Origin of the sequence: Enterovirga aerilata (assembly GCF_013044135.1) — a bacterium.
In the GTDB taxonomy this organism is placed as follows: Bacteria; Pseudomonadota; Alphaproteobacteria; order Rhizobiales; family Beijerinckiaceae; genus Enterovirga; species Enterovirga aerilata.
Map to the genome: position 1 here is coordinate 185,254 of NZ_JABEPP010000004.1, position 23,709 is coordinate 208,962.

General features: G+C 68.6%; 27 protein-coding genes. 14 read left to right on the forward strand and 13 right to left on the reverse strand.

The window, feature by feature from the left end; genetic code table 11:
* Window positions 1-108: 108 nt before the first annotated feature.
* Together HJG44_RS14830 and HJG44_RS14835 are read right to left on the reverse strand one after the other, a co-directional pair.
* Window positions 109-1,431 (reverse strand): TAXI family TRAP transporter solute-binding subunit, encoded by a 1,323-nt coding sequence (locus HJG44_RS14830; protein WP_171219164.1) that lies wholly within the window; start codon window positions 1,429-1,431, stop codon window positions 109-111.
* A gap of 92 nt (window positions 1,432-1,523) precedes the next feature.
* Window positions 1,524-2,402, reverse strand: coding sequence for a sterol desaturase family protein (locus HJG44_RS14835; protein WP_430395071.1), 879 nt, complete (start codon window positions 2,400-2,402; stop codon window positions 1,524-1,526).
* 183 nt (window positions 2,403-2,585) lie between these two features.
* Between HJG44_RS14835 and HJG44_RS14840 the strand changes: the two genes are divergently transcribed.
* Window positions 2,586-3,416, forward strand: coding sequence for a creatininase family protein (locus tag HJG44_RS14840; RefSeq protein ID WP_171219166.1), 831 nt, complete (start codon window positions 2,586-2,588; stop codon window positions 3,414-3,416).
* A 1-nt stretch (window position 3,417) separates the two neighbouring features.
* Here the strand turns inward: HJG44_RS14840 and HJG44_RS14845 are convergent, their stop codons facing one another.
* Window positions 3,418-4,527 (reverse strand): acyltransferase family protein, encoded by a 1,110-nt coding sequence (locus HJG44_RS14845; RefSeq protein ID WP_346767175.1) that lies wholly within the window; start codon window positions 4,525-4,527, stop codon window positions 3,418-3,420.
* A gap of 71 nt (window positions 4,528-4,598) precedes the next feature.
* Window positions 4,599-5,075 (reverse strand): CAP domain-containing protein, encoded by a 477-nt coding sequence (locus HJG44_RS14850; RefSeq protein ID WP_171219168.1) that lies wholly within the window; start codon window positions 5,073-5,075, stop codon window positions 4,599-4,601.
* 208 nt (window positions 5,076-5,283) lie between these two features.
* Here HJG44_RS14850 and HJG44_RS14855 point away from each other — a divergent pair, with 208 nt between their 5' ends.
* From HJG44_RS14855 to HJG44_RS14900, 10 genes are all read left to right on the forward strand, one after another.
* The gene (locus HJG44_RS14855; protein ID WP_171219169.1) at window positions 5,284-5,913 is read left to right on the forward strand and encodes a phosphatase PAP2 family protein; all 630 of its coding nucleotides are present in this window, start codon (window positions 5,284-5,286) and stop codon (window positions 5,911-5,913) included.
* A 68-nt stretch (window positions 5,914-5,981) separates the two neighbouring features.
* A complete protein-coding gene (gene pyk, locus HJG44_RS14860) occupies window positions 5,982-7,403 on the forward strand; it encodes a pyruvate kinase (protein WP_171219170.1) in 1,422 nt (473 codons plus the stop codon).
* 167 nt (window positions 7,404-7,570) lie between these two features.
* Window positions 7,571-7,798, forward strand: a complete 228-nt coding sequence (locus HJG44_RS14865; protein ID WP_171219171.1) for a hypothetical protein — start codon at window positions 7,571-7,573, stop codon at window positions 7,796-7,798.
* Window positions 7,799-7,919: 121 nt separating this feature from the next.
* Window positions 7,920-9,041, forward strand: a complete 1,122-nt coding sequence (locus tag HJG44_RS14870; protein ID WP_171219172.1) for a YihY/virulence factor BrkB family protein — start codon at window positions 7,920-7,922, stop codon at window positions 9,039-9,041.
* A gap of 79 nt (window positions 9,042-9,120) precedes the next feature.
* Window positions 9,121-9,744, forward strand: coding sequence for a hypothetical protein (locus HJG44_RS14875; RefSeq protein WP_171219173.1), 624 nt, complete (start codon window positions 9,121-9,123; stop codon window positions 9,742-9,744).
* 10 nt (window positions 9,745-9,754) lie between these two features.
* Window positions 9,755-10,147 carry a phage holin family protein gene (locus HJG44_RS14880; protein ID WP_171219174.1) on the forward strand — a complete coding sequence of 131 codons (393 nt, stop codon included), beginning with the start codon at window positions 9,755-9,757 and terminating at the stop codon, window positions 10,145-10,147.
* Between the two features lies 1 nt (window position 10,148).
* On the forward strand, window positions 10,149-10,553 hold the full coding sequence (locus HJG44_RS14885) for a DUF3618 domain-containing protein (protein ID WP_171219175.1): 405 nt from the start codon (window positions 10,149-10,151) through the stop codon (window positions 10,551-10,553).
* Between the two features lie 20 nt (window positions 10,554-10,573).
* Entirely contained in the window at window positions 10,574-11,110 is a 537-nt protein-coding gene (locus tag HJG44_RS14890; RefSeq protein WP_171219176.1) for a hypothetical protein, read from the forward strand.
* Between the two features lie 245 nt (window positions 11,111-11,355).
* The gene (locus HJG44_RS14895) at window positions 11,356-11,715 is read left to right on the forward strand and encodes a response regulator (protein ID WP_171219177.1); all 360 of its coding nucleotides are present in this window, start codon (window positions 11,356-11,358) and stop codon (window positions 11,713-11,715) included.
* A gap of 87 nt (window positions 11,716-11,802) precedes the next feature.
* On the forward strand, window positions 11,803-13,740 hold the full coding sequence (locus HJG44_RS14900) for a hypothetical protein (protein ID WP_171219178.1): 1,938 nt from the start codon (window positions 11,803-11,805) through the stop codon (window positions 13,738-13,740).
* Between the two features lie 58 nt (window positions 13,741-13,798).
* Here HJG44_RS14900 and HJG44_RS14905 read toward each other — a convergent pair whose 3' ends face one another.
* Genes HJG44_RS14905 through HJG44_RS14920 form a run of 4 tightly spaced genes read right to left on the reverse strand, consistent with a single transcriptional unit; the run spans window position 13,799 to window position 17,329 of the window.
* A complete protein-coding gene (locus HJG44_RS14905) occupies window positions 13,799-14,800 on the reverse strand; it encodes an adenosine kinase (RefSeq protein WP_171219179.1) in 1,002 nt (333 codons plus the stop codon).
* A 54-nt stretch (window positions 14,801-14,854) separates the two neighbouring features.
* On the reverse strand, window positions 14,855-15,451 hold the full coding sequence (locus HJG44_RS14910; protein ID WP_171219180.1) for a Smr/MutS family protein: 597 nt from the start codon (window positions 15,449-15,451) through the stop codon (window positions 14,855-14,857).
* Entirely contained in the window at window positions 15,412-16,596 is a 1,185-nt protein-coding gene (mltA, locus tag HJG44_RS14915) for a murein transglycosylase A (protein WP_346767176.1), read from the reverse strand. Before mltA ends, HJG44_RS14910 begins: the two co-directional genes overlap by 40 nt.
* Before the next feature lie 4 nt (window positions 16,597-16,600).
* Complete coding sequence (locus HJG44_RS14920; RefSeq protein ID WP_171219181.1) at window positions 16,601-17,329, reverse strand: Tim44/TimA family putative adaptor protein; 729 nt, start codon at window positions 17,327-17,329, stop codon at window positions 16,601-16,603.
* Between the two features lie 249 nt (window positions 17,330-17,578).
* Between HJG44_RS14920 and secB the strand changes: the two genes are divergently transcribed.
* A complete protein-coding gene (gene secB, locus HJG44_RS14925; protein WP_171219182.1) occupies window positions 17,579-18,091 on the forward strand; it encodes a protein-export chaperone SecB in 513 nt (170 codons plus the stop codon).
* A gap of 52 nt (window positions 18,092-18,143) precedes the next feature.
* On the opposite strand, the gene dnaQ is transcribed toward secB, so the two are convergent.
* Genes dnaQ through HJG44_RS14950 form a run of 5 tightly spaced genes read right to left on the reverse strand, consistent with a single transcriptional unit; the run spans window position 18,144 to window position 21,786 of the window.
* Complete coding sequence (gene dnaQ, locus HJG44_RS14930; RefSeq protein WP_246736269.1) at window positions 18,144-18,869, reverse strand: DNA polymerase III subunit epsilon; 726 nt, start codon at window positions 18,867-18,869, stop codon at window positions 18,144-18,146.
* Entirely contained in the window at window positions 18,862-19,506 is a 645-nt protein-coding gene (coaE, locus tag HJG44_RS14935; RefSeq protein ID WP_171219184.1) for a dephospho-CoA kinase, read from the reverse strand. Before coaE ends, dnaQ begins: the two co-directional genes overlap by 8 nt.
* A complete protein-coding gene (locus HJG44_RS14940) occupies window positions 19,503-20,342 on the reverse strand; it encodes a shikimate dehydrogenase (RefSeq protein WP_171219185.1) in 840 nt (279 codons plus the stop codon). The genes coaE and HJG44_RS14940 overlap by 4 nt, the downstream gene beginning before the upstream one ends.
* A complete protein-coding gene (locus HJG44_RS14945; RefSeq protein ID WP_171219186.1) occupies window positions 20,339-20,953 on the reverse strand; it encodes a Maf family protein in 615 nt (204 codons plus the stop codon). Before HJG44_RS14945 ends, HJG44_RS14940 begins: the two co-directional genes overlap by 4 nt.
* A 2-nt stretch (window positions 20,954-20,955) precedes the next feature.
* A complete protein-coding gene (locus tag HJG44_RS14950; protein ID WP_171219187.1) occupies window positions 20,956-21,786 on the reverse strand; it encodes a pyruvate, phosphate dikinase/phosphoenolpyruvate synthase regulator in 831 nt (276 codons plus the stop codon).
* A gap of 323 nt (window positions 21,787-22,109) precedes the next feature.
* Between HJG44_RS14950 and hemE the strand changes: the two genes are divergently transcribed.
* Both hemE and hemJ read left to right on the forward strand, forming a co-directional pair.
* A complete protein-coding gene (gene hemE, locus HJG44_RS14955) occupies window positions 22,110-23,198 on the forward strand; it encodes a uroporphyrinogen decarboxylase (RefSeq protein WP_171219551.1) in 1,089 nt (362 codons plus the stop codon).
* A complete protein-coding gene (gene hemJ / locus HJG44_RS14960) occupies window positions 23,198-23,623 on the forward strand; it encodes a protoporphyrinogen oxidase HemJ (protein ID WP_171219188.1) in 426 nt (141 codons plus the stop codon). Before hemE ends, hemJ begins: the two co-directional genes overlap by 1 nt.
* The last annotated feature ends 86 nt before the right edge of the window (window positions 23,624-23,709 follow it).

The following is a 23,709-nucleotide window of genomic DNA, read 5'->3' on the forward strand; positions in this document are numbered from 1 at the left end:
GGCCCGGCTCCCGGGGAGGGACCAGGCGAACGCAGCCGACGATGTGTTGACGCTGCACCGCACATAATACGTCCGGTCCGTTGCGGCAACGGGCCGCCGGACGCGCGGCTATTCTGCGGCCCGCCCGAGCCGCTGGCGGGACCGGCCGAGCGCGCGCCGCCGTTCCGCGATGGCATGGCGCGCCTGGTCGAGCCCGAGCGTGAAGGCGGAGACTCCGTGTTGGTCAAGCCGGCCGGTGCCGGCATGGGTGAGGGCGACCCCGAGGATATCGTCCGTCTCCCGCTCCAGCTCGTCCAGCTCGGAGAGACGGTCGGCCGTTCGCGCCTGCCGGACGATCTCCAGGACGCGGTCGAGCAGGCTCAGCGTGCTGGCCCGCTGGTGGGTGAAGGCTTGCGAGGCGATCCATGCGAGCCCGGAGCCGAGAATGGAAACGGCGAACAGGCCCAGATAGAACCAGTCGCTGTAGCGGTCGAAGAAGCTCAGGACCTCGTCTTCGTAATAGGCAACCGCGCCTGGATGGACGGTCAGCGTGGAGGGCCCGTTCTCCAGTTCCGGCGCCTCGATCCGATTCGCGAGCGGGATGTCGCGGGCGATCACCGGCCTGAGGGTGAAGAGAAGCCGGGTCAGCTCGGACACGTCCGCGTCCGGAAGGGAAGTGGCGGCAACCAGGACATGGTTGACGCCGAGCGTCTTCACCGTATCGGTCGGACGGGGCGGCGTGCCGCCGAAGGCGCCTCGGACGATGTCGAAGGTGTCATGGTGGGGCGAGGGCTGGGCGATCGCCTCGGCCTCGCCGACAGCGAGGAAGACGGGTCCGGCTCCGTCGCCGGCGGCAGTCACGGCCGTGACGGTCGCGATCACCGTCCGGCCGGTCACGGTCCCGACCGCGAGCGCGGCGTCGATCTGCCCCGATCTGAGCGCGGCTTCGACCTGCTCCGGCCCGTCCAGCATCATCGTCCGGACGCTCTCCTTCGGCAGCTCGTAATGGGCGAGCAGAAGCTCCAGAAGGCGCAGGTTCGCCGGCATGCGCCGGACGATCCCCACGGTGCGGTCCCGCAGATCGGAGATGGTCGCGATGCCTCGCGTGGGCGGAGCCACGATCACGACCGCGTCCCGGTGCAGGATGGCAACGGCCTGAGCCTTCTCGGGCATGGCGACGTCGGTCCGGACGACGGCCAGATCGGCCCTACCCTCGTCGAGAGCCCGCGCGCTCTCGGCCTCCCCTTCGGTCGCCACGATCTTCAACCGCAGCGCCTCGTGCTCGCGGGCGAGATACTGTCCCGCCGCAGCGACCAGCCGGGCGTCCTCGCTGGCCAGCGGACCAACCGCGACCCGCAGGACCGTCGGGGCGGAGATCAGGCGCCAGGCGACAAGGCTCGCGCCGAGCATGAGCAGCAGGGCCGCGAGGCTCAGCAATGTCGTGCGCCGCATGCTTCCGCGCCTTCGGATGCCGCATCAAAGGCAGCAGAATAAGGCGGAACGCTGTTCGGTTCCGCCCGACAGCGGCTCGCAAGGCCGGCCGGTCAGCGCGCCGGCAGGGCCTGCGCTTCGGCGTCCTCGGGCCTGGCCTCCCTCTCCTTCCGGAACGGATAGAGGAGCTGGGCCGTGAGCCCTTCCGGGAAGTGCTCGTCGTCCACGCCGTAGCGGTCCGGCAGCTCGCCCTTCGGCATGTAGAAGGTGCCGAAGATCAGGTCGAAGACCGGGAAGGTCGGGGCGAAGTTCGCCATGCCGCCCCGCGCCGGGTCTGTATGGTGCCAGCGGTGGAAGACCGGCCCGGCGATGACGTAGCGAAACGGCCCGAGCGTCCAGTCGAGATTGGCATGAACGAAGGCCGACATCGCGACGTTGAACGGTGCGAGATAGACGAGCACCTCCGGGGAGATGCCGAGGAGCAGCAGCACCGCATCCGCCAGCACGCTGTGGAAGAAGATGTTGACGGGGTGGAACCGCGTCGCGGAGGTCCAGTCGAGATGCTCCGGCGCGTGATGGATCGCGTGATAGCGCCAGAGGGACGCGCCGTGGAAGAGACGGTGCGTCCAGTACATCATCAGGTCGCCGAGCACGAGAAAGACCGCGACCTGAACCCAGAACGGAAGACCGGCCAACGGCCCGTGTCCACCTCTGAAGAAAGCCCCGAGTTCGTCCGGGCCGATCCGATAGATGAACAGCGCCCCGAAGATGAGGAAGAAGACCCGCACCCAGCCGCCGAGGATGGGCAGGCCGAACATGAAGACGAAGTCGGTCACGAGGCCGGGCTTCCGCCACCAGGGCAGGCCCCGGTTGCAAGGCTCGGCAAGCCAGTGAAGCACCGTGAAGATCACCGCGAGCGCGAGAGTGCCCGGAAGGATACTCACGATCGTGCCGCCGACATTCTCGGCGACGGGGAGGAGATAGGCCTCGATCATGGCCGGAATTGTCGTCGAGAGCCGTTAACGCGCCCCTGACCGCATCTGGAACATGCGGGATAAGGGACCGCTTCACCGCTCCTTAACCGGCGCAGAGGCTCGATCCGGAGCGTCCCACCTCGCGCCGCCCAGATGCTCAGAGCACAGAGCCGCAGCCCGGCAGCCGAACGCCAGCGCCGAATGTTCTTCCTGGCAGCCGCGACGGCACTCGCCGGCCTCCTCACGCTGTCTCCGAGAAGCCTGACGGCGCCCCTGCCGGACCAGGTCGAGCTCGCCGAGCTGACCTGGGTCGAGGTGCGCACCATGGTCGAGCACGGCTACACGACCGCCATCGTTCCGTCGGGCGGGATCGAGCAGAATGGGCCTCACCTCGTCCTCGGCAAGCACGACCGGATCGTCGCCTACACGGCCAAGCGGATCGCGGCGGCGCTCGGCCGCACGCTCGTCACCCCCGTAGTCTCCTTCGTGCCCCAGGGCGCGTACAATCCCCCCGCGGGTCACCTGCGCTTTCCGGGCACCCTCGGCGTTCCCGAGGAGGTGTTCGCCGGCACGCTGGAGGGAATCGCGCGCTCGCTCAAGGCGGCCGGCTTCCGGACGATCTGCTTCATCGCAGATCACGGCGGGAGCTTGCCGGCACAGAATGCGGTCGCGGAACGGCTCGGGCGCGAATGGGCCCGCGAGGGCGTTCGGGTGGTGAGCGTGCAGGGCTACGCGGCCGACGAGGCGCAACTCGCCTGGCTCAGGTCGCAGGGCGAGACCCCTGCCTCCATCGGCCGTCACGGCGGCATCCAGGATACGGCGGAGCTCCTGGCGGCGTATCCCGCCGGGGTGAAGCTGGAGCGCCGGGGCGGGCGGTCCGCCTGGTCCGAGCCCACCGGGGCGGACGGCGATCCGGCACGGGCTTCCCCGGAGCGCGGGCGGAAGCTGCTCGAGATGAAGATCGAGGCGGCCGTGGCCGCGATCAGGGCGGCGCGCGGCGATCTCGCGCTTCGCGGCTCGGCCAGCGACTGAGCTACTCCGCCGGCTGAAGCCGGAGGGCGGGCCGGACCGGGACGATATGCGCCCAGGCCGGGCGCCGGAACAGGAAGGCGAGCGGCGTGTGCCGGACGAGGCGCTCGAGGATCAGCGGCGCGGCGACGGCGGCGATCAGGACGAAAAGCGACACCAATCCGGCGTCCTGGATGATGCCCGTCTTGATCAGCACCGTCCGCGTCGCCGCCATCGGCAGGAAGAACGCGAGATAGATCGCGATGGAATTCTGGCCGCAATAGCGTAGCGGCTCGGCCGCCCGGCTCATGTGACTGGTGAGGATCGAGGCCGCCGCCACGATTGCCACGGCACCCGCCAGCCCGAGAAGCAGCCCGACTACCGGCAGCTCGGCCAGGGTCGGCACGCCTCCGAGCGAGGTCGGCGTGAGGGCGAGCGCCCCGTTCACCACCGCCCAGATCGCAATCCCGATGAGCGCCGGCCCCGGATTGGCCGGAGCCCAGGCGGCGAGCGCGAAGATTCGGGCGGACAGGAGGTAGCCTGCCAGAAAATAGACCCAGCGCTCGCAGAACTCGTCGAGCAGGAAGGAGCCGGTCTCGATGGGCAGGATCTGGAGGAGCGCCGCTCCGCCAAGCAGGACGGGCGCCGAGACGTGGCGCACGAGCTTCGTGACGACGGAGAAGACGGCCAGGATGTAGATGAACCACAGCGTCGAGTAAGGCTCGTAGAGCCCGTGCGCGAGATGCTGGAGGAAGCCCAGCGGCGAGCCGCCCGAGACCTGGCCGTATTTTGCGGCCGACTGGATCACGAGCCAGAGCAGGTAGAAATAGAAGAAGTGGACCACCCGCTTGTCGGCATAGCTGCGCCAATCGCGCGCGATCACCCTGCCCAGGAAGAGACCGGAGACGAGGAAGAAGTCCGGCATCCGGAACGGCTTCGCGAAGGCGACCACCCAATGCATGAAGCCTTCGCGGCCCATCTCGGCCCCGACCCCGAGCGTGGAATGCATCATCACGACGAGGATGATGCAGATGCCCTTCGCCGTATCGACCCAGGCGACGCGCGCGCCGTCCGGGTCCGGCCGCCCGGATGGGGAAGAAGCCGGATCGGTCTCGCCCCGACGGGCATAGGTCACCACGTCCATGGACGCGGAGAATACGAGCCCAATCGTTCAGGGACCCTTTCCCGATTCGGCGAGAGCGCGTCCTATTGTGCCAGGACAAGCGCCCAATAATGCCGGTAGCCGTGCTGCGGGCTGTCGGCGCGGGCGAGCCCGATCCGGCGCGCCTGCGGCATGAGGAGATTTTCGTTGTGGCCCGGGGAGGCCTTCCAGCGCGCGATCGCCCCCGCAACCGTGTCCGATCCTGCGGAGAGGTTCTCGGCCGAGTAGCCGCCGATCTTGAAGCTCTCCATCCGGCTCGCGAAGGCGCCGTGCGACAGACGGCCGGCCTCAGCGACTGCGCGCGCCTGGTGCTCTGCCGCACCGTTCAGGGCCGGGTCCGCCGTCACGGGCCCGAGCCCTCGGCTTTTCCGGTACTCCGAAATCAAGGCCGCGGCCTGAGCGGCATCCCGCGTCGAGGTCGTGACCTTGTCCGAGGGCACAATCTTCGTGAGGTCGTCGCCGGCGCAATGCGCGAGGAGCGGCGCAACAGCCAGCGCCGTGAGGAGAAGCCTGATCCGCATGGTCGAGCCGATTGGAGGGAGGCGCTCCTTCCGGCGTAAAGGTGGCGCATGCATGGCCAAAGATGCGGCAAGGGCGACCGACGCCACGCGACTCCTCAATCCGTGTAAGGACGAGGCAACGCTCCTCGGCTAGGTTGCGCCCGGCCGGCCCGATGACCCAGTTCCGCTCCGATCCCGCTTACGCCTCGCGGCCAGCTGCCGTCCGCTCATGATGCACGCGCTCTCGGCGGCCGGCGACACGGCCCTGCTCGCTCCTGTCTCGCTTGCGCTCCTGATCTATCTCGCGGCGCTGCGGCGCTGGGAGGAAGCACGCGCCTTCGCTGTCTCCCTGGCGCTGGGTCTCGCCGCGACGCTTGCGGCCAAGCTCCTTTTCAAGGCCTGCGGCGGCACGATCTCGGCCTTCGACATATCGAGTCCGAGCGGGCACGCGAGCTTCAGCGCGGTCGTCTATGGCTCGCTCGCCGCGATGGTCGCCGCGCGTCGGCCAGCGTGGCTTGCACTCACGCTGGCATGCGCGGCCGCCCTCTTGGTTGCCGGCATCGGCGTGAGCCGGGCGGCGCTCGACGTCCATAGCTGGCCCGAGGTCGTGCTCGGCTGGCTCATCGGTGCTGCCGCGGTCACGGTTTTCGTTGCGCTACGTCGCCGGAGCGACCGGCCTGCGCTCTCGCCGGTCCCGATGGCGATCGGCCTGGCGGCAGCCATCTTCATCGTGGACGGCCGGCACATCTCCGCCGAGCATCAGATCGGTCGCATCGCCCGAAAGCTGAGCGCTTCGCTGGACATCTGCACCGCCTCGCACGTGAGCGCGGCCCTGCCGAGGGGTGACGCCCGCCGCTGACGGGTTGCGGAGCCGCAGGTGGCTTGCGACCCTCTCGCCCGAGTCGCGGCTATCTCCCGGAGGACTGAATGCGACGTCGAAGACGGACCAGGATCGTCGCCACGCTCGGGCCGGCCTCGTCCGATGCGGAGACGATCGGCAGGCTGTTCATCGCGGGCGCCGACGTATTCCGGATCAACATGAGCCATACCAGTCACGAGCGTCTCGACGAGCTCGTACGCACCATCCGGGACGCGGAGGAGCATTTCGCTCGGCCCATCGCCATCCTGGCCGATCTGCAGGGCCCGAAGCTCCGCCTCGGCGCCTTCGCGGATGGGCGGGCGACGCTCGCGGCCGGGTCGACCTTCGTTCTGGATTCGGACGACGCGCCGGGCGATGCCGGCCGGGTGAAGCTGCCGCATCCCGAGATCCTCCAGGCGCTCCGGGTCGGAGACACGCTCCTCCTGGACGACGGAAAGATTCGTCTCGTGGCGACCGAGGTCGGGCCGGACCGGGCCGTGACCAACGTCGTGGTCGGCGGCGTGATCTCGGATCGGAAGGGCGTGTCCGTTCCGGACACCACGATCCCGGTCTCGGCCATGACCGCAAAGGACCGCTCGGATCTCGAGGCTGCCCTCCACGTCGGCGTGGACTGGATCGCGGTCTCTTTCGTGCAGCGACCGGAGGACGTCGCCGAGGTGAAGAAGGTCGCACGCGGCCGGGCCGGCGTGATGGCCAAGATCGAGAAGCCGCAAGGAGTGGCACGGCTCGACGAGATCATGGATTTCGCCGACGCGATCATGGTCGCGCGGGGCGATCTCGGGGTCGAGATGCCGCTCGAGACCGTTCCCGGCACGCAGAAGCGGATCACCCGCATGTGCCGCCGCTACGGCAAGCCGGTCGTGGTCGCAACGCAGATGCTCGAATCCATGATCACGAGTCCGGTTCCGACCCGGGCGGAGGTCTCGGACGTCGCGACCGCCATTTTCGAAGGCTCGGACGCCGTCATGCTGTCCGCCGAGAGCGCCGCCGGCAAATACCCGGTCGAGGCGGTGGGCACGATGAACCGGATCGCCGAGGAGGTCGAGCGCGATCCGACCTACCGGAGCGTCATCGCCAACCAACGCTCCGCACCCGAGCCGACCGGCGCGGACGCGATCGCGGCAGGCGCGCGGGACATGGCCGAGAACCTCGCCATGGCGGCCATCGTCTGCGCCACGGCGAGCGGCGCCACCGCACTTCGGGTGGCCCGGGAACGGCCGAAACCGCCCATCATAGCGGTGACCCCGAATGTCGCGACGGCGCGGCGGCTTTGCGTCGTCTGGGGCGTCCACCCAATCGTGACGCCCGATCCCGGCAACCTCGACGAGCTCGTCGAGCGCGCAACCGTCACCGCCGTGAAGGAGGGATTCGCCGATCCGGGAGAGCGCATCATCCTGGTCGCCGGGGTTCCCCTGGGCACTCCGGGCGCGACCAATATGATCCGCATCGCGCGCACGCCCGTCCGCTGACGGAGCGATGCACGACGGCAACCCTGTTTGCCCCGGATGATTGACCGGCGCCGCGCCGCGCGCGTTAAGTCCGAGCGGGAGGCGGATTCAGAATGAAAGGTTCCTCGATGAGACGAGTCGTCTTGGCCTTGGCTGCAGCCTTGGCCTTTCTTTTCGCAGCGCCCCTGATGTCCGGTTCGGCCCAGGCCGCCGCCGCTCCGGGCGCTGCGAAGAGCCTGGCCGAACGCCATGCCGCGACCCCGGCGGAGTATACGCAGTATCGCCGCTACCGCCATTATCGCCGGCATCATTGGCGTCCGCGCTACCACTACCACCGCCGTGTCTATCGGCCGCGATACTATTACCGGCCCTACTACCATCACCGGCCTTGGGGTTACCGCCGGTACCACTGGTGAGAGAGAGGGGCGGCAGCCGACAGGCACCGCCCCTACTTCATAGGAACCGAGGCTCGGCCGCGTCCGTTCTGACGGGGCCAGACGTCCTTCCGGACCGAGGCGCCGCGACACGCCAGGTCCCATGACGAACACGAGCCAGAAGCACGGACCCGTCATCTCCGCCCTTGCCACCGCAGGTCTCGCGCTCGTCCTCTCGGCCGCATTCGGGCGCCGGCCTGCGCCGGGCGCCACGCCGGACTACGTCTCCGATCCGACAGGCGGGACCTCGGCGCCTGACCCGCACCGGGCCGCAGGGGAACGCGACCGCGGTCGCACCGCGGCCCAACCGCAGGAGATCCCGCCGCGCGGCTGGTGGGACATCATGTGGCGCGTCTACGAGGAGATCGGGGACGACCGTATCCTCGCCGTCGCCGCAGGCGTCACTTTCTACGGGCTCCTGGCACTGTTTCCCGCCATCGGCGCCTTCGTGTCGCTCTACGGACTCGTGGCCGATCCCGCCACGATCTCCGAGCACCTCAACGCGCTCTCGGGCTTCCTGCCGGGCGGCGCGCTCGACGTCGTAGGCGAGCAGATCAAGCGCATCACGACCGGCAACGACACCGCACTCGGCTTCGCCTTCTTCTCCGGCCTCGCCATCTCGGTCTGGAGCGCGAATGCCGGCATGAAGGCCGTGTTCGACGCCCTGAACGTCGCCTACGAGGAGAAGGAGAAGCGCAGCTTCATAGCCCTCAACCTTACCTCCCTCGCCTTCACGTTCGGGGCGATCGTGTTCCTGGTGATCGCGATGAGCGGCGTGGTGGTCGTGCCTGTCCTCCTCAAGTTCATCGGTCTTGGGGCGGTGGCCGACTGGGTGGTCTGGATCGGGCGCTGGCCGGCGCTGCTCCTCGTGACCATGGTCTGGCTGGCTGTACTTTACCGCTACGGTCCGAGCCGCGACCGCGCCCGCTGGAGCTGGCTTGCGCCCGGGAGCATCCTCGCCGCCGCCGGCTGGATGATCTTCTCGATGATCTTCTCCTGGTATGTCGGAAGTTTCGGGAACTACAACGAGACCTATGGCTCGCTGGGCGCCGTGGTCGGCTTCATGACCTGGATGTGGCTGTCCGTGACGATCATCCTGGTCGGAGCCGAACTCAACGCCGAGACGGAGCATCAGACCGCTCACGACACGACCGAGGGCCCGCACGAGCCACTCGGCGCCAGGGGTGCCGAAATGGCCGATACCGTCGGGGCGGCAAGGGCCTGAGCGGCGCGGGACGGGAAGGAACCCCCTGCCGGGACACGCATTACCGGGACACCACGGCGGGGCAGAACGAGGATCGAACATGGCCGAACCAGCACAGACAAGCCGAACGATCGCCGAGGATTCGGGTGTGGCCGGAGCGACGCTCGGGCCGCAGGGCAGCAACGCGGGGACCCGCGGCGGGCCGAGCGGCGGCGGGTCGGGTGCCGGCGAGCCAGGCGATCTGAAATCCATCGCGTCCGATGTGGCGAGCGAGATTGCCAGCACGGCAAAGGAGCAGGGCCGTGGTCTCCTCCAGGCGGCGAAGGGCACGGCCACGAGCTTCGCCGACCAGAGGAAGGACACGGTCGCGCAGTCGATCGCGGACCTCGCGGCGTCGCTCCGCGAGACGGGCAACACCTTCGAGCAGCAGCCGAGCCTGAAGGCCTTTGTGGGAAGCGCCGCCGATGGGCTCGACCAGCTCGCGAGCGGCCTCCAGGAGCGCAGCTTCGCGGAGATCTACGGCGACATCGAATCGATGGCGCGGCGCCAGCCGCTGACCTTCGGGGCCGGCGCGGCAATCGCGGGATTCCTGCTGGCGCGCTTCATCAAGAGCTCGGCCGAGGAGCTCGCCGAGGCGAACGCCGCGCGCAACCAGGCGGCGGGCGCTCGCGGGACCGGACGAACGCGTTCAGCCGGTTCGGCTTCGCCTGCGGCCCGCGTCTGAGGAGAGCATCATGGCCGACGGGCAGGGCTCCAGCCTGCAGGGGCTGGTCGGAGACGCGCTCCGGGACGCAGCCGACCTCGCGAGCAAGGAATTCGCGCTGTTCCGGGCGGAGATGTCCGAGAACGTTGCAGGTTTCGCGAAAGGGGCCGGCATGTTCGGGGCGGCCGCCGTCTTTGCGGTGGCCTCGCTTATCTGGCTCACCCAGGCGCTGGTCTACGGACTCGAGCTGATCGTCCACTCGCGCTGGCTCTCGGCCCTGATCGTGGGCGCGGCGCTTGCGATCATCGCAGGCGCATTCGTCTTCGCCGGGAAGAGCCTCATCTCCGCCTCGAGTCTCGAGCCGAAGCGGACGATCCGGCAGATCAAGCGCGACACAGAGATCCTGACCGAGAGGACCTCCTGAGATGGCGTCGGAATCCTCGCGAGAGATCGAGGCCGAGATCGAGGCGACGCGTGCTCGCCTCTACGGCACGATCGACCGCATCCAGAGCAAGCTGACGGTGGCCGGCATCGTCGACGAGGTCATGGGGTCGGCCGGCGTTCCTCGCTACCAGAACGGGCACGACTTCGTGCTCGGGCTGATGCGGCGGCATCCCGTCCCGGTGATGATAGCGGCCGCCGGGCTCGGTTTTCTCGTGTACCGCATGAATAGGCAGCGTGCCCGAGCCGAGACGATCGCGGATGTCGACTACGTCGAGGTTCCCGCGCTGAACGAGGGCCAGGCCCGGATCTACGATCCCGACCTGCCTACCCGGCATCCAACGCTCGACGCGATCGAGGGCCGCAGGCCCGACGGCGCGAAGGCCTGACACAAGGATCGGAGAGCATCATGAACGAGGCAGAGAAGCACTATTCCGGCCAGGGCGGCGGCACCGGCGCCAGCGGCAGCGGCAGCGGCACGGCCAAACGCGAGTCGGGCGAGGATTCCGTTCTGGGCCAAGCGGCATCGACCGCACGCGAAGGCCTCAAGGGAGCCGCAGACACCGCACGGTCAGCGACGGAGGCCGCCCGCCAGACCGCGGGCGAATTCTACGGCCGGGCGAGCCGCACGGTGGACGACGCACGCCGCCGTTCCGCCGCCGAGCTTTCGCGCCGCCGCCGGGGCGTCGAGGCCTTCGTGGAGGAGAACCCGGTCATGGTCGGAGTGGTCGGCTTCGCGGCGGGCCTACTCATCGGCTCCCTCCTTCCCGCGACCCGGCGCGAGAACCAGATCTTCGGTCGCTACGCCGACGAGGTGCGCGACCAGGGGCTGCGCTATGCGCGCGAGCTGGCGGAGCAGGGCAAGAGCATGGTCGAGGAGAACCTTCAGGCCGTGGGCGGCCAGGCCGACGACCGGGACACCGGGGACGAAAGCCGCGCTGCCTGACGAAGTGGAGTCGGGCAGCCACAAGCGCGCGCCCCTGGCGCGCGCTTTCGTTTTGGCCGGCCGTTTCTGCTCAATTTTCGCTAAAGGCAAGCGACGGACGCAACGCTAACTCAACCTTAACCGTGCGGGCCGGAACCTCGCGAAACCGGCACATCTGCCAGGAACGGCCTTCCCTGCCTCGGCTTTTGCTGGGGTGCCCGTGAGACCGATCCGCGGCGGGGTCGGCCTGGTGGGGAGGAGCTGTCGTGCGTATTCTCATCCTCGAAGACGATCCCCTTACAGCTCTTGATCTGCAGTGCCTCGTCGAGGATTGCGGGCACGAGGTGGTCGGCTTGTGCCAAACGGTGGCCGATGCTGGCCGACGGATCGGCGACGGGCTCGATTTCGCCCTGCTGGACGTCGACCTGCCCGACGGCAAGAGCTTTGCCCTCGCCGAACGGCTGCATCGATCGCGCGTCCCTTTCGCGTTCGTATCGGCCTCACGCCGCAGCGAGGTGCCGGCTGATCTTCAGGGAGCTCCTTTCATCCCCAAGCCCTACCAGCACGCCGCGATCCGGAACTCGCTCGCGGAGGCAGGCGGGATGCCGCTCCGCCGAGCGGGGTAACGCACGCACGCGCCGCCATTGACGCGCGTTCAACCCTCCTCTTCCCCTCAGCCCGCCCTTGAGGCGGGCGTCATCGGGGCAAGGGAGGTGGAGGCAGATGAGCCCGCCTCGCCTTCAGGTATCCGTCCGGCCAGCCAGGATCGGGTCTGGGTTCTCGTCGGAGGCGGGAGCGCGCTCGCTCTCCTCTTTCTCGGCCACCCCTACTGGGGCATCACGTACGATGCCGATCTCTATATAGGCCGTGCCCTCGCAGATGCAGACCCGGCGGGCCTGGGCCGGGACATCATCTTCGCCCATGATGGCCAGTCCGGCTTCAGCCTCTTTCCCCCGGTAATCGCCGCCTGGATCGGGGTTCTCGGCCCGAGCACCGGGGCGCTGACGCTGACCGTGCTGGCGCTCGTGGCCTGGTTCACCGGAATGGCCGGCCTTGCCGCGACCCTCGCGCGAGGGCGGGTCCTATGGGCCTCCCTCGTCGCAGGTGCGGTCGTGCCCGGATTCTACGGTGGGCTCTTCCGGTATGCCGAGCAATTCGCGACCGCGCGGCCGTTTGCGGAGGCGGCCTCCCTGGCGGGCCTCGCGGCACTCGCGACCGGGCGAGCCGGGCTAAGCCTTGCCGTCCTGCTCGGCGCGGCGGCCATCCACCCCATCATGGCCGCTCCTGCCCTCCTCGTCTGGTGTCTGGTCCAGATCGCAGCCGACCGCCGGTGGCTGCTGCTGCCCGTCGTCACGGCCGCAACGATCCTCGCCGCAGCATCGGCCGGCCTGCCCCTTGCGGCGCGCCTCTTCACGGTGATGGACGCCGAGTGGCTTTCGGCCGTGTCGGCGAATGCGTATCTGTTCCCGAGCCGCTGGCGCGAGACGATCTGGGCGCCCGCAGCGGTCCGACCGGCAACTGTGTTGCTCGCCCTGCCTTTCCTGTCCGCGGCCCAGAGGCGGGTGCCCACCGGGATCCTGGTCGCGAGCCTCATCGGCCTCGGCGTCACCTATCTGGCGGCGGACAGATTCGTCCTGGTTCTGGTCGTCCAGGCGCAGCCCTGGCGAGCGCTCTGGTTGCTGTCACTCGCGGGCACTCTCACGCTGCCGATCGCGGCGGTCGGACTCTGGCGCTCGGGTAGGCAGGGGCAGCTTGCCCTGGCCTGCCTGACGCTTGGCTGGGTGCTTGCTCCCACCTCCGCCCTCGGCGCAGCCGCGGCAGGCGCTGCCCTCCTCGTCCCGCGGCTGCCAATCGGTCTGACCGGCGGCGCGGGGAAGACGCTCGTCCGCATCGCATGGGTTACCGTCTGCGCTGCCGCGGCCCTGACGCTCGGGCAGCGTTGGGCCCTGGTTCTCGAACTATGGACGGCCAAGCCGGCCGATGCCTCGATCCTCGGCCACGTCTGGCTGTTCTGGGTCCTCTCCGCTCCCCTCGTTCTGATCGGAATCCTGGTCGCGTTGAATACGCATTGGCGGCTGCACCCGGTACCGTCAGTCATCCTGACGACGGGGCTGATCGTTCTTGCGATCGCGACCTGGGACGACCGCTCCCGCCTGGACCGGATCACCGATAAGCGGATGCGGGACCCCGCGCTGTCAGCGTTGCTGCCGCCCGGTCCCGCGGAAGTGCTCTGGCTCCGGGACGGCGCCCGCTACGCCTGGGCGTTGGCCGGGCAGCCGAACTGGGTCAGCCATCTCCAGGGCGCCTCCATCGTCTTCTCGGCCGATCTCGCCCGCATATGGCAGGGCCGGATGGAGCGCCTGCTGGCCGCAGGTCTAGCCGATACCGCCGATCGCTCTCCATGGATCGGCGAACGCCAGGTGCTGCATCCGACTCTGGCTCAGATCCGAGCCTTTTGCGAGGCGCCGGACGCCCCGGTCGCGATCATCGCTCCTCTGGACGGCTCGGTGATGCTGCCAGCGGGTGTCGAAGGCGGAACCTATCGGCTTCCCGCCCCACTGTACGAACTCGCCGATCGAGGCGGCGGCTTCGGCTGGCAGCGCACGGACGAGGTCGCGATCGTGCCCTGCCGGGCACACCGCCAACCCTGAAGCCGCCATTCTCCGCACCGGCCGTGCGGCCCGACCGGCCTACCTGAGGCGTGCCAGCTCAGGCGAGCAGTGCCTCGCCCCGAGCGAGTTGCATCAGATCGGCCTGAGGACGTGCCCCGATATGAGAGATCACCTCGGCGGCTGCGATCCCGCCAAGCCGTGCGCAATCCCGCGAGGAGAGGCCGCGCACGAGACCGGCCAGGAACCCGGCCGCGAAGAGATCACCCGCGCCCGTGGTGTCCACCACTCGCTCGACCGGACTGGCCGGCACGGCCTCGATCCCGTCGCGGCTGACCAGAAGCGCGCCTTCCGCCGACCGGGTGACAACGCCGAGCACACCGTCCGCTGTCAACGCCGATACCGCGTCCCGCTCGTCAGCCGTCTCGTACAGACTCTTCAGCTCGTGGATATTGGCAAAGAGAATGTCGACGCTGCCGTCGCGAACGAGGCCCCTGAACTCCTCGCGATAGCGGTCCACGCAGAATGCGTCCGAGAGCGTGAGGGCGACCTTGTTGCCCGCCGCGTGCGCAATCCGGACGGCCGTTCTGAAAGCTTCCTTCGCGTCCGCGGGATCCCAGAGATAGCCCTCCAGATAGACGATGCGGGCGGAGCGGAGCGTCGCCTCGTCCAGATCGTTCGGGCCGAGCCTCTGGCAGGCGCCGAGATAGGTGTTCATGGTCCGCTCCCCGTCCGGCGTGACCAGGATGAAGGACCGGGCAGTAGCCGGGCCTTCGGTCGCCGGAGGCGTCCCGAACTTCACCCCAACGGCGTTCAGGTCGTGCGTAAAGAGCCGCCCGAGCTCGTCGTCGCGGACCTTGCCGACAAAGCCGACCTTGGCACCGAGCGAAGCAGCCCCGACAGCCGTATTCGCGGCCGAGCCGCCGGACACGATGGTGGCCGGCCCCATGGCGGCATAAAGGGCCTCGGCCCGTGCCTCGTCGATCAGCTGCATGGAGCCCTTCGCGAGCCCGTGCTCCACCAGGAAGCGCTCGTCCGTTTGGGCCAGCACGTCCACGATGGCGTTGCCGAGCGCCAGGATGTCGAGGCCGTTAGCCGTCATGAGATGTCCGCGCGGAGGGAGGGAGAGGCGCTTTGGCACCCGCCTCCCTGACGGTCAAGCGCGCGTGGCGGGCCGTCGAAGCCGGACATACAGCGCGCCGGAGCCTCCCTGGCGGGGAGCCGCCTCCGTCCAGCCCAGAACAAGGGGACGCAGTTCCGGCAAGCCGAGCCAGTGCGGCACCACGCGTCGCAGCACGCCGCGATCGCCGGATCCATGAACGTCCTCGGCCCGCCCCTTCCCGGTGACGATCAGGACGAGGCGGCGTCCGGATGCCTGCGCACGACGGAGAAAGCCGAGAAGTGCCGCATGCGCCTCCGCCTGCGTCATCCCATGCAGGTCGATGACCGCGTCGGGCCGGGCGCGGCCGCGGGCAAGCGCGCGTCTCGTCTTCGGCTCGATCGGGGCTAGCGGGGCGGCCTCGGCGTGTTGCGGGCGATGATCGATCCGGACGGCAGCCGGAATCTCGGACGGGGAAGCCGAGGCGGCATCTGGAAGCCGCCGAAGCTCCGGCGCCGTAGGAAGCGCTCGCCCGGGCAGCGGTGCGACCGATTTCGCCACCTCCGCCCAGAGGCGCCGCTCCTCTGAGCTGAGAAGCCGTCGTGGCCCTCTGTTCACGGCGCCGCAGCGGAAGCCGGCTCCAGCTTCGGCCATAGGACGACGAAGCGCACTTCGTTGCGCAGCAGGCCGGCCCTCAAGCCCGCATCCGCCCCGGAGCCGAAGAAGAGGTCGGCACGTGCCGGCCCCACGATTGCGCTTCCAGTATCCTGCGCGATGGTCAGGCGCCTGAGCGGGCGCGAGCCGCCGCCCGGCTCCGGCAGGTCACCCTCCAGCCAGACCGGCAGGCCATAGCCCCACAGGCTGCGGTCGATCGCGATCGTCCGCCCGGCCGTGACAGGAACTCCGGCGGCCCCGATCGGACCCTCTGCGGGATCGAGCTCGTCCGCGATGCGGAAAAACACGTAAGAGCGGTTCTGGCGCAGGAGATCCCTCGCCTGATCCGGATGCCGGCGCAGCCAGCCGGTCAGGGCGTCTGCCGTCATCTCGGCGGCCGGGATGCCGAGCTTCTGGACGAGAAGCCGGGCCACGGACGTGTAGGGAAGGCCATTCTTCCCGGCATAGGCCAGTCGCACCGCGCGCCCGTCCGGCAGCTTGAGCCGGGCCGAACCCTGGACCTGAATGATGAAGGCATCCACCGCATCGCGAACGAAGGCGACGGGACGAGTGCGGTCCGAGATGGCCCCATCCTCGATCGCCGAGCGGTCCGGATAGGGCTCCAGGCCGGAGTCGGTCCGGCGCGCCGCGGCAAGTCCGGGCGGAGCGCCCGGTACCACGTCGCCGGGCTCGAGCGTCACGAGATCGTCGGGGCGGGCCAGAAGTGGGACGGGAAAATCGGCTGTCGGCTTCAGTGAGCCCGGGAATTCCGGCTCGTAATAGCCGGTCAGAAAGCCCCGGCCGGTTCCTGCGGACACCTCGTAGGGCGTGAACCGGCTCTCGAAGAAGGTACGCGCGGCGGAAATGTCCGGCTCCGGCATCGCCACCGCAGCCCGGCACGCTTCAGCCAGACCGTCCAACATGGAAGACGCGGTGCGAAGGGCGGGAGCATCCTCGACAATCGCGGAGCAGCTCCTGGCGAAGGCGCGGAAGGCGGCAGTCTGATCATCCTCCCGCCAGGCCGGCAGATCGCGGAAGACGACCGGCTTCAGCTCGACACCTCGGATGGCCGGCTGGGCGGCTGCGGTCGAGGGCGCCGCCGCGACGAAAGCGGCCGAAGTCAGCGAGACGAGAACCCGCCCCACGGCATCATTGACCGGCTTCGGTCGCGACGAGCTGCCAGTTCGGGTCGCGCGATCCAAGCGTACGCGCAAAGGTCCAGACGTCCGTGACGTCCACCACCGTTTCCGGATTGCCGTCGATCACCTTGCCGGAGGCATCCCGCGTCGCAGTGATGAGCTTCGACAGGAAGCGCACGGAGACCTGAGCGACGCGATTGCGGGTCTCCACGGAGACGAGCTCGGCCTTGTCGATCGACACGAAGGTCGTCTCGGCCTTCTCGCCGCGCGACTCGCGGTCCGCGATCGCACGCTCGAAGCCGTCGAACACGTCCCGGGACAACAGGTTCTTCAGGGTCTCGCGGTCGCCCTGCGCGAATGCGGTCACGATCATCTCGTATGCCGCCTTGGCGCCCTCTACGAAGCCGCGGGCGTCGAAATCCGGCTCCGCCTTGGCGATCTCGTCGAGTCCCCGCGCCACCGCCGAATTCGGCTCCGCGACGCCGGCCCATCGATCCGCAGGAGGGGTGCTCGCGGGTGGGGCGGCCGGGCGGTCGATCCCCGCCGAGGGCAGCCGTACGACATTGTCCGCGCCGTTCGCACCCGGCCGGGCCGGATCGGCCGTCTCGCGACGCGTAAACGGGTCGATCGGCGGCCGCTCGTGACCGGTCTTCTGACCGAGCACGGACCGCAGACGCCAGATCACGAACACCGCGAGGGCGAGAAAGACGATCGTCGTGACGTCAAACGAGTCTTGCATCGTAGAACGGGTCTTCGGCGTCAGGAGCGACCGCGAACGCGGCCAATACGGCCCGGCGGCAGACGCCCGACCCTGCGCCTATGTGGGGGTCCCCTGTCGTAACATCCAGCCTCCCCTACCACAAGCAAACGGACCTGCCGCGGCCTTGTGACCGTGAACGAAGCGTGATAGCGCGACCCGCTGCTTTCCGCCGGACCCCGAGCGTGGCCGCGGATGCGCCTCAAGCCAAGAAACCGACAGGAACCTTCCATGGCCGAGAATCCGGCAGGCAATGGCGCTCAAGCTGCCGACCAGATGCCCTCCCTCAACGCGCTTGCGCAATACGCGAAGGACATCTCCTTCGAGAACCCGAACGCGCCGCGCTCCCTCACGCCACAGGAGGGCGGGCCGCAGATCTCGATCCAGGTGAACGTCAACGCCAAGCAGCTGGCCGAGACCGATTTCGAGGTCGATCTGTCGCTCGAGGGCAACGCCAAGATCGGCGACGAAGTGATGTTCGCCTTCGACCTTACCTATTCGGGGGTTTTCCGCGTACGCAACATCCCGCAGGACCAGCTTCATCCGGTCATCATGATCGAGTGCCCGCGGCTCCTGTTCCCGTTCGCGCGACAGATCGTGGCCGAGGCGGTGCGCAATGGCGGCTTCCCGCCCCTCTATATCGATCCGATCGACTTCGTCGGTCTCTATCGCCAGAAGATGGAAGCCGAGGCCGCCCAGAATCAGGCCGGAGCCCCGCAAGCGTCCAATCAGCCGGTCAACTGAGCGGGAAGACAGCGTCCTAACAGGCGGCCGCCGGGTCCGTGGCCTCTCACGTTCAGGCTGCGTTCGCGTCCGGCATCGCCTCCGCCACATAGTCCCGCCAGATCGGCGTGGCCCCGAACGAGTCGATGAAGGCGAGATGCGCGGCGACCGTGGCCTCGTCCAGCGGCGGGCGGACCGGGCGGGCAGTCCGCTCGTTACGCCGGTCCAGGGTAGCGCCCTGGACCAGAATGCGCGGGGCTGGGCCGACCGCCAGCCCGAGATCGGCCTGCTTTCCGCCGATCAGCTCGACATAGACCTCTGCCAGGAGCTCGGCGTCGAGAAGTGCGCCATGTTTCGTGCGGCGGGAATTGTCGATGCCGTAGCGCTGGCAGAGCGCATCGAGGCTGTTGGACGCGCCGGGATGCTTCCGGCGCGCGAGCGCAAGCGAATCGACAACCCGGTCCATCACGATCGTCGGGTGGCCGGTGCGCCCGAACTCGACATTCAGGAAGGCGATGTCGAAGGCGGCGTTGTGGGCGATCAGCTTCGCGTCGCCGAAGAAGTCACAGATCTCGTCCGCCAGCGCCGCGAAGACCGGATGGCCGGCCAGGAACTCGTCCGACAGGCCATGCACCCTGAAGGCCTCGGGATGGCAGGGCCGCTCGGGATTGATGTACCTGTGAAAGACGCGGCCGGTTGGGATGTGGTTCAGCAGCTCGACGCAGCCGATCTCGACGACCCGGTCGCCGCCGAGATGCTCGGTGCCCGTCGTCTCGGTGTCGAAGACGATCTCACGCAATACGCCCAGAACCTGCCTCCTCGTCCAGCCGCGAGCCGAGAACGCTGCCCGGCCGGCCGGCCAGCGCCCGCACGATATCAGAGACAGCCGCCTTCGCCCGAGGGAAGCCATGGCCCGTATCCACAATGAAGTGGGCGCGTCGGCGCTTCTCCTCGTCCGGCGTCTGCTTCGCCAGGATTGCCGCGAATTTCTGCGCCGTCATGCCCGGGCGCGCCAGGACGCGGCTTTCCTGCACCTCGGGTGCGGCCGTCACGACCAGGACCGCGTCGCAGCGCCGCTCGCCCCCCGTCTCGAACAGGAGTGGCACGTCGAGCACGGCAAGCGGCCGCCGCTCCGCGACCGCCCGGCGTAGGAACGCGATCTCCTCCTCCCGCACAAGCGGATGCACCACCGATTCGAGCCGCCGCATGGCGTGAGGTCGCCCGATCACCCGGTCGGACAGCTTCGAGCGGTCGACCACGCCGTCGACCACGGTACCCGGAAAGACCTCCTCGATCAGCGGGGCCGCCCGCCCGCGATAGAGCGCATGCACGGCGGCATCCGCATCGTGCACCGGAACGCCGAGCTCGCGAAACATGATCGCGGTTGCCGACTTTCCCATGCCGATCGAGCCGGTCAGGCCAAGGAGAAAGGTCATGCGGTCTTCCGGATGTCAGCCTCGACGACGGCGCGCAGCTCGGGCGTGACGTCCGGTCGCACGCCGAACCAGCGCTCGAACCCGGGCACGGCCTGGTGCAGGAGCATGCCCAGCCCATCCACGGTCCTCAGGCCGCGTGCCCGGGCGGAGGCAAGAAGCTCCGTCTCGAGCGGCACGTACACGATATCGGCGACGATCGCTTCTTCGGCGAGGCGCGCCAGGTCGAGCTCGAGCCGGGGCTGGCCCTTCATGCCGCATTGCGTCGTGTTCACGAGCAGATTCGCCCGGGGCAGAACGTTGGGAATCGCCTCCCAGGGCACTGCCTCGATCGCTGACGGCGCGAGCGAGGCGAGACCGCACGCCCTCGCCGCGGTTCGATTCGCGAGCACGATCCGGTTCGCGCCTGCATCCAGCAGGGCGCCCACGATGGCCCGCGCGGCGCCCCCCGCACCCAGGATCAGGACGGTCCCGACTTCGTCCATCCAGCAGGGCCCGACCGCGTCCGCGAGACTTGCCAGGAATCCTTCCCCGTCCGTCGTGTCGCCGTGGAGCCGGCCGTCGGCGAGCCACAGCGTGTTAACGGATCCGAGCCGTCTCGCCCGAGCCGTCGTCTCGCCGACCAGCCTACAGGCGGCTTCCTTGTGCGGCACCGTCACGTTCCCGCCGACCCAGCCATCCGTCTCGACGCGCGACAGGAAGGGAGCGAGGTCTTCAGGCGGAACCTCGACCCGCTCGTATGATCCGGCGATGCCGTAGCGGGCGAGCCAGTGTCCGTGGATCAGAGGCGAGCGCGAATGGCCGACCGGGTGGCCGATGACGAAGGCACGGCGAATCATAGGGCAAGAAGGTTCAGCTCGCGAAGCATCGCGAGGGTCGGCAGGAGGGGAAGGCCCAGAATGGTCGAGTGCTCGCCCTCGACCCGGCTGAACAGATGGATACCCAAGCCCTCGATCTCGTAACCTCCTGCCGAGTGAAGCGCCGCTTCTCCAGCGGCCTCGACGTAAAGCGCGATCGCGGCGTCATCGAGATCGCGCAATGTCAGCCGCGCAGTCTCGATCGCGGTCCCGCGGACCTGGCCGTCCACCGCCAGGGCGACGGCGCTGTGCAGGACGTGGCTGCGGCCCGCCAGCCGGGCGAGCTGGCGACGGGCAGCTTCCCGCGTGCCCGGCTTGCCGAGGCACTCCGCCTCGAACGCGAGAACCTGGTCGGCGCCGATCACCACGCGGTCGGGATGTTGCCGCGCCACGGCCTCCGCCTTTGCCCCGGCGAGATGCGCCGCAAGATCTCCAGCCGCGACCCCTGGCCCGATGGAATGCTGGAGCGCCCGCTCGTCGACACCGGGCGCGACCGCCTCGACCGGGATGCCCGCCCCTTCCAGCAGCTTGCGTCGTACCCGACTCGTCGATGCAAGAAGGAGCGGAGCTCTGCCCCGCCAGAGTACGGCCATGCTCAAACCGCGATGAAGCGCAGCGCGTGGTCGCGGTAGAGATCGAGGATCGCGGCCGCCGTCTCCTCGATCGAGCGGCGGGTCACGTCGATCACCGGCCAGTTATGCCGGGCGCAGAGCCGGCGCGAGAAGGCGATCTCCTCCGCCACCAGATCGCGATCGACATAGGACGTATCCTCGTCCGCTTTCAGCGAGAGGAGACGGTTCTGCCGGATCTGGACGATGCGCTCCGGCGAGGCGACGAGGCCGACCACGAGCGTCCTGCGCACCTTCTCCAGCGCAGGCGGAACGGGCATGTTCGGCACCAACGGGATGTTGGCGGTCTTCAGCCCGCGATTGGCCAGATAGATTGAGGTAGGCGTCTTGGAGGTGCGGCTCACTCCGACCAGCACGACATCGGCATCGTCCAGGTCCTCCGGAAGCTGGCCGTCGTCGTGCATCAGGGTGAAGTTCATCGCGTCGATGCGCTTGAAGTACTCGGCATTCAGCATGTGCTGGGCCCCGGGACGCGCGGTAGAGGCGGCACCCAGATACGACTCGAGCAGCGCGTGAACCGGAGCCAGCACGGAGAGGTGCGGGCAGCCGGTCGCCCGGCATGCCTCCTCGAGCCTGCCGGCGAGCTCGCGGTCGACGAGGGTGTAGAGGACGAGCCCGGGCGCGGCGTCGATCTCCGAGATCACGCGGTCGAGCTGCTTCGACGACCGCACGAGCGGATAGACGTGCTCGATCGCGGAAACGCCCTCGTACTGCGCCGCCGCGGCCCGCGCGACCGCGATAAGGGTCTCGCCGGTCGAGTCCGAGACGAGGTGGAGATGGAAGTAGCTGCGGCCCACGGGACAATCCGCGATCGGGGAGTCGACGAGTGTGGATAAGGGAGGCTGCAGGCCCGGTCCAGGGAAGCGGGCCCGCCGCTTGTCCCGGATCGGTTCAACAGCGCCGACGTCGGGAGACCTGGGACCTGGAATCGGTGATGCCGGAATTTCCCGCCGGCCGCGGGACCAGACAGGCCGGTTTAACCCTTTGGTAACCTTTACGGACCGTTAACCGGGCGCGCCGCGCATGCGGAACCGATCCGTGCTAGCTGGATTGTGGGCAGGCTGTGGAGCGCGTTGCGGCGGCGAATCCAGGCCCTCAAGCAAGAGAAGCAAAGATTCAGATTCAGGATTCCTTTTCAGAGAGCCCGGATGCGGACGCCACCGCCAAGCCGGTCTGCCGGGTCCTCGACGGCGCGCCCGTCTGGCCACCGCCCGTCTGGATGATGCGGCAGGCCGGTCGCTATCTTCCGGAGTACCGGGCGACCCGCGCGAAGGCAGGATCGTTCCTCGACCTCTGCTACAACCCGGAACTTGCCGCGGAAGTGACGCTCCAGCCCATTCGGCGGTTCGGCTTCGATGCCGCCATCATGTTCTCCGACATCCTGGTCGTCCCGCATGCGCTCGGGGCCGAGGTGACCTTTCAGGAAGGCGAGGGCCCGCGACTTTCCCAGACCAGGTCCATGGAGGATCTGGAAAGGCTCGCCCCGGCGCTGCCGCTCGAGAAGCTCGCGCCCGTCTTCGAGGTGCTGCAGCGCGTCCGGCAGGAGCTGCCGCAGGACACCGCGCTTCTCGGCTTCTGCGGCGCGCCCTGGACGGTGGCGAGCTACATGATCGCCGGGAAGGGTACGCCTGACCAGGCGCCGGCCCGCACGCTGGCCTATCGCGATCCGGCGCTCATGAACGCGCTGATCGACCGTCTGGTGGAAGCATCCACCGCCTATCTGATACGCCAGATCGAATCCGGGGCGGACGCGGTGCAGATCTTCGAATCATTCGGGGCGGCGCTGCCGCCGATCCTGTTCGGTCCGCTCTCCCTCGAGCCGATCTCGCGGATCGTTGCCGGCGTGAAGGCGGCCAAGCCGGGGGCGCGCGTGATCGTCTTCATCCGCGGCTCGGGCGGCCACATGACGCAGCTCGGCTGGAACTGTCCCGGCGATGCGCTCGGGCTCGACTGGACGGTCGACCTCGCGCATGTGCTGCCGACCTTTCCGGAGCATCTGCCGACGCAGGGCAACCTGGATCCTCTGGCTCTGCTCGCCGGCGGGGAGGCGCTGGACCGGGGCGTCGACGCCGTCCTCGACGCCGTCGAGGGCCGGCCGCACATCTTCAATCTCGGCCACGGCATCCTGCCGGAGACGCCCGTCGCCCATGTCGAGCGCATGATCGAGCGGGTGAGGAGGGCCGCAGCGCGCTACGGATCCGGACCCTGATGCTCTACCCGACGCTGAAGAGCCTGCACATCATATCGATGGTGGCCTGGATGGCGGGCATGTTCTACCTGCCCCGTCTCTTCGTCTACCACGCCGATGCGCCGCGCGGTTCGCCGCAATCGGAGACCTTCAAGGTCATGGAGCGGCGGCTCCTCAAGGCGATCATCAATCCCGCCATGGCGGCGACCTGGATCTTCGGGCTGTGGCTCGCCTGGGAGACCGAGGCGTACCGGCAGGGCTGGTTCCATGCCAAGTTCGCGATCGTGCTGTTGCTGTCAGGTCTCCATGGGATATTCGTCCGGCGGCTGCGCGAGTTCGCCGAGGATCGCAACGGGCACTCAGCTCGCTACTACCGCGTCATCAACGAGGTCCCGACGGCCTGCCTTGTGGCGATCGTCGTCCTGGTCGTTTTCAAGCCCTTCTGATTTTGCGGCCTAGCTCTTGAGGGCGGGCGGGAAAGGCCCTATAAGCAAGCTCTCCCAACCGACAGGTCGCTACGCGTGGTGGAGCC

Excerpts from the sequence above, each read along its gene's own strand:
- HJG44_RS14875 (WP_171219173.1), top strand. The coding sequence starts at position 9,121 with ATGGCCGAACCAGCACAGACAAGCCGAACGATCGCCGAGGATTCGGGT.
- hemJ (WP_171219188.1), top strand. The coding sequence starts at position 23,198 with ATGCTCTACCCGACGCTGAAGAGCCTGCACATCATATCGATGGTGGCC.
- HJG44_RS14880 (WP_171219174.1), top strand. The coding sequence starts at position 9,755 with ATGGCCGACGGGCAGGGCTCCAGCCTGCAGGGGCTGGTCGGAGACGCG.
- pyk (WP_171219170.1), top strand. The coding sequence starts at position 5,982 with ATGCGACGTCGAAGACGGACCAGGATCGTCGCCACGCTCGGGCCGGCC.
- HJG44_RS14890 (WP_171219176.1), top strand. The coding sequence starts at position 10,574 with ATGAACGAGGCAGAGAAGCACTATTCCGGCCAGGGCGGCGGCACCGGC.
- HJG44_RS14830 (WP_171219164.1), bottom strand. The coding sequence starts at position 1,431 with ATGCGGCGCACGACATTGCTGAGCCTCGCGGCCCTGCTGCTCATGCTC.
- coaE (WP_171219184.1), bottom strand. The coding sequence starts at position 19,506 with ATGACCTTTCTCCTTGGCCTGACCGGCTCGATCGGCATGGGAAAGTCG.
- HJG44_RS14910 (WP_171219180.1), bottom strand. The coding sequence starts at position 15,451 with ATGGCCGAAGCTGGAGCCGGCTTCCGCTGCGGCGCCGTGAACAGAGGG.
- HJG44_RS14840 (WP_171219166.1), top strand. The coding sequence starts at position 2,586 with ATGTTCTTCCTGGCAGCCGCGACGGCACTCGCCGGCCTCCTCACGCTG.
- HJG44_RS14905 (WP_171219179.1), bottom strand. The coding sequence starts at position 14,800 with ATGACGGCTAACGGCCTCGACATCCTGGCGCTCGGCAACGCCATCGTG.
- secB (WP_171219182.1), top strand. The coding sequence starts at position 17,579 with ATGGCCGAGAATCCGGCAGGCAATGGCGCTCAAGCTGCCGACCAGATG.
- HJG44_RS14850 (WP_171219168.1), bottom strand. The coding sequence starts at position 5,075 with ATGCGGATCAGGCTTCTCCTCACGGCGCTGGCTGTTGCGCCGCTCCTC.
- HJG44_RS14920 (WP_171219181.1), bottom strand. The coding sequence starts at position 17,329 with ATGCAAGACTCGTTTGACGTCACGACGATCGTCTTTCTCGCCCTCGCG.
- HJG44_RS14855 (WP_171219169.1), top strand. The coding sequence starts at position 5,284 with ATGATGCACGCGCTCTCGGCGGCCGGCGACACGGCCCTGCTCGCTCCT.
- HJG44_RS14885 (WP_171219175.1), top strand. The coding sequence starts at position 10,149 with ATGGCGTCGGAATCCTCGCGAGAGATCGAGGCCGAGATCGAGGCGACG.
- HJG44_RS14870 (WP_171219172.1), top strand. The coding sequence starts at position 7,920 with ATGACGAACACGAGCCAGAAGCACGGACCCGTCATCTCCGCCCTTGCC.
- HJG44_RS14940 (WP_171219185.1), bottom strand. The coding sequence starts at position 20,342 with ATGATTCGCCGTGCCTTCGTCATCGGCCACCCGGTCGGCCATTCGCGC.
- HJG44_RS14865 (WP_171219171.1), top strand. The coding sequence starts at position 7,571 with ATGTCCGGTTCGGCCCAGGCCGCCGCCGCTCCGGGCGCTGCGAAGAGC.
- HJG44_RS14945 (WP_171219186.1), bottom strand. The coding sequence starts at position 20,953 with ATGGCCGTACTCTGGCGGGGCAGAGCTCCGCTCCTTCTTGCATCGACG.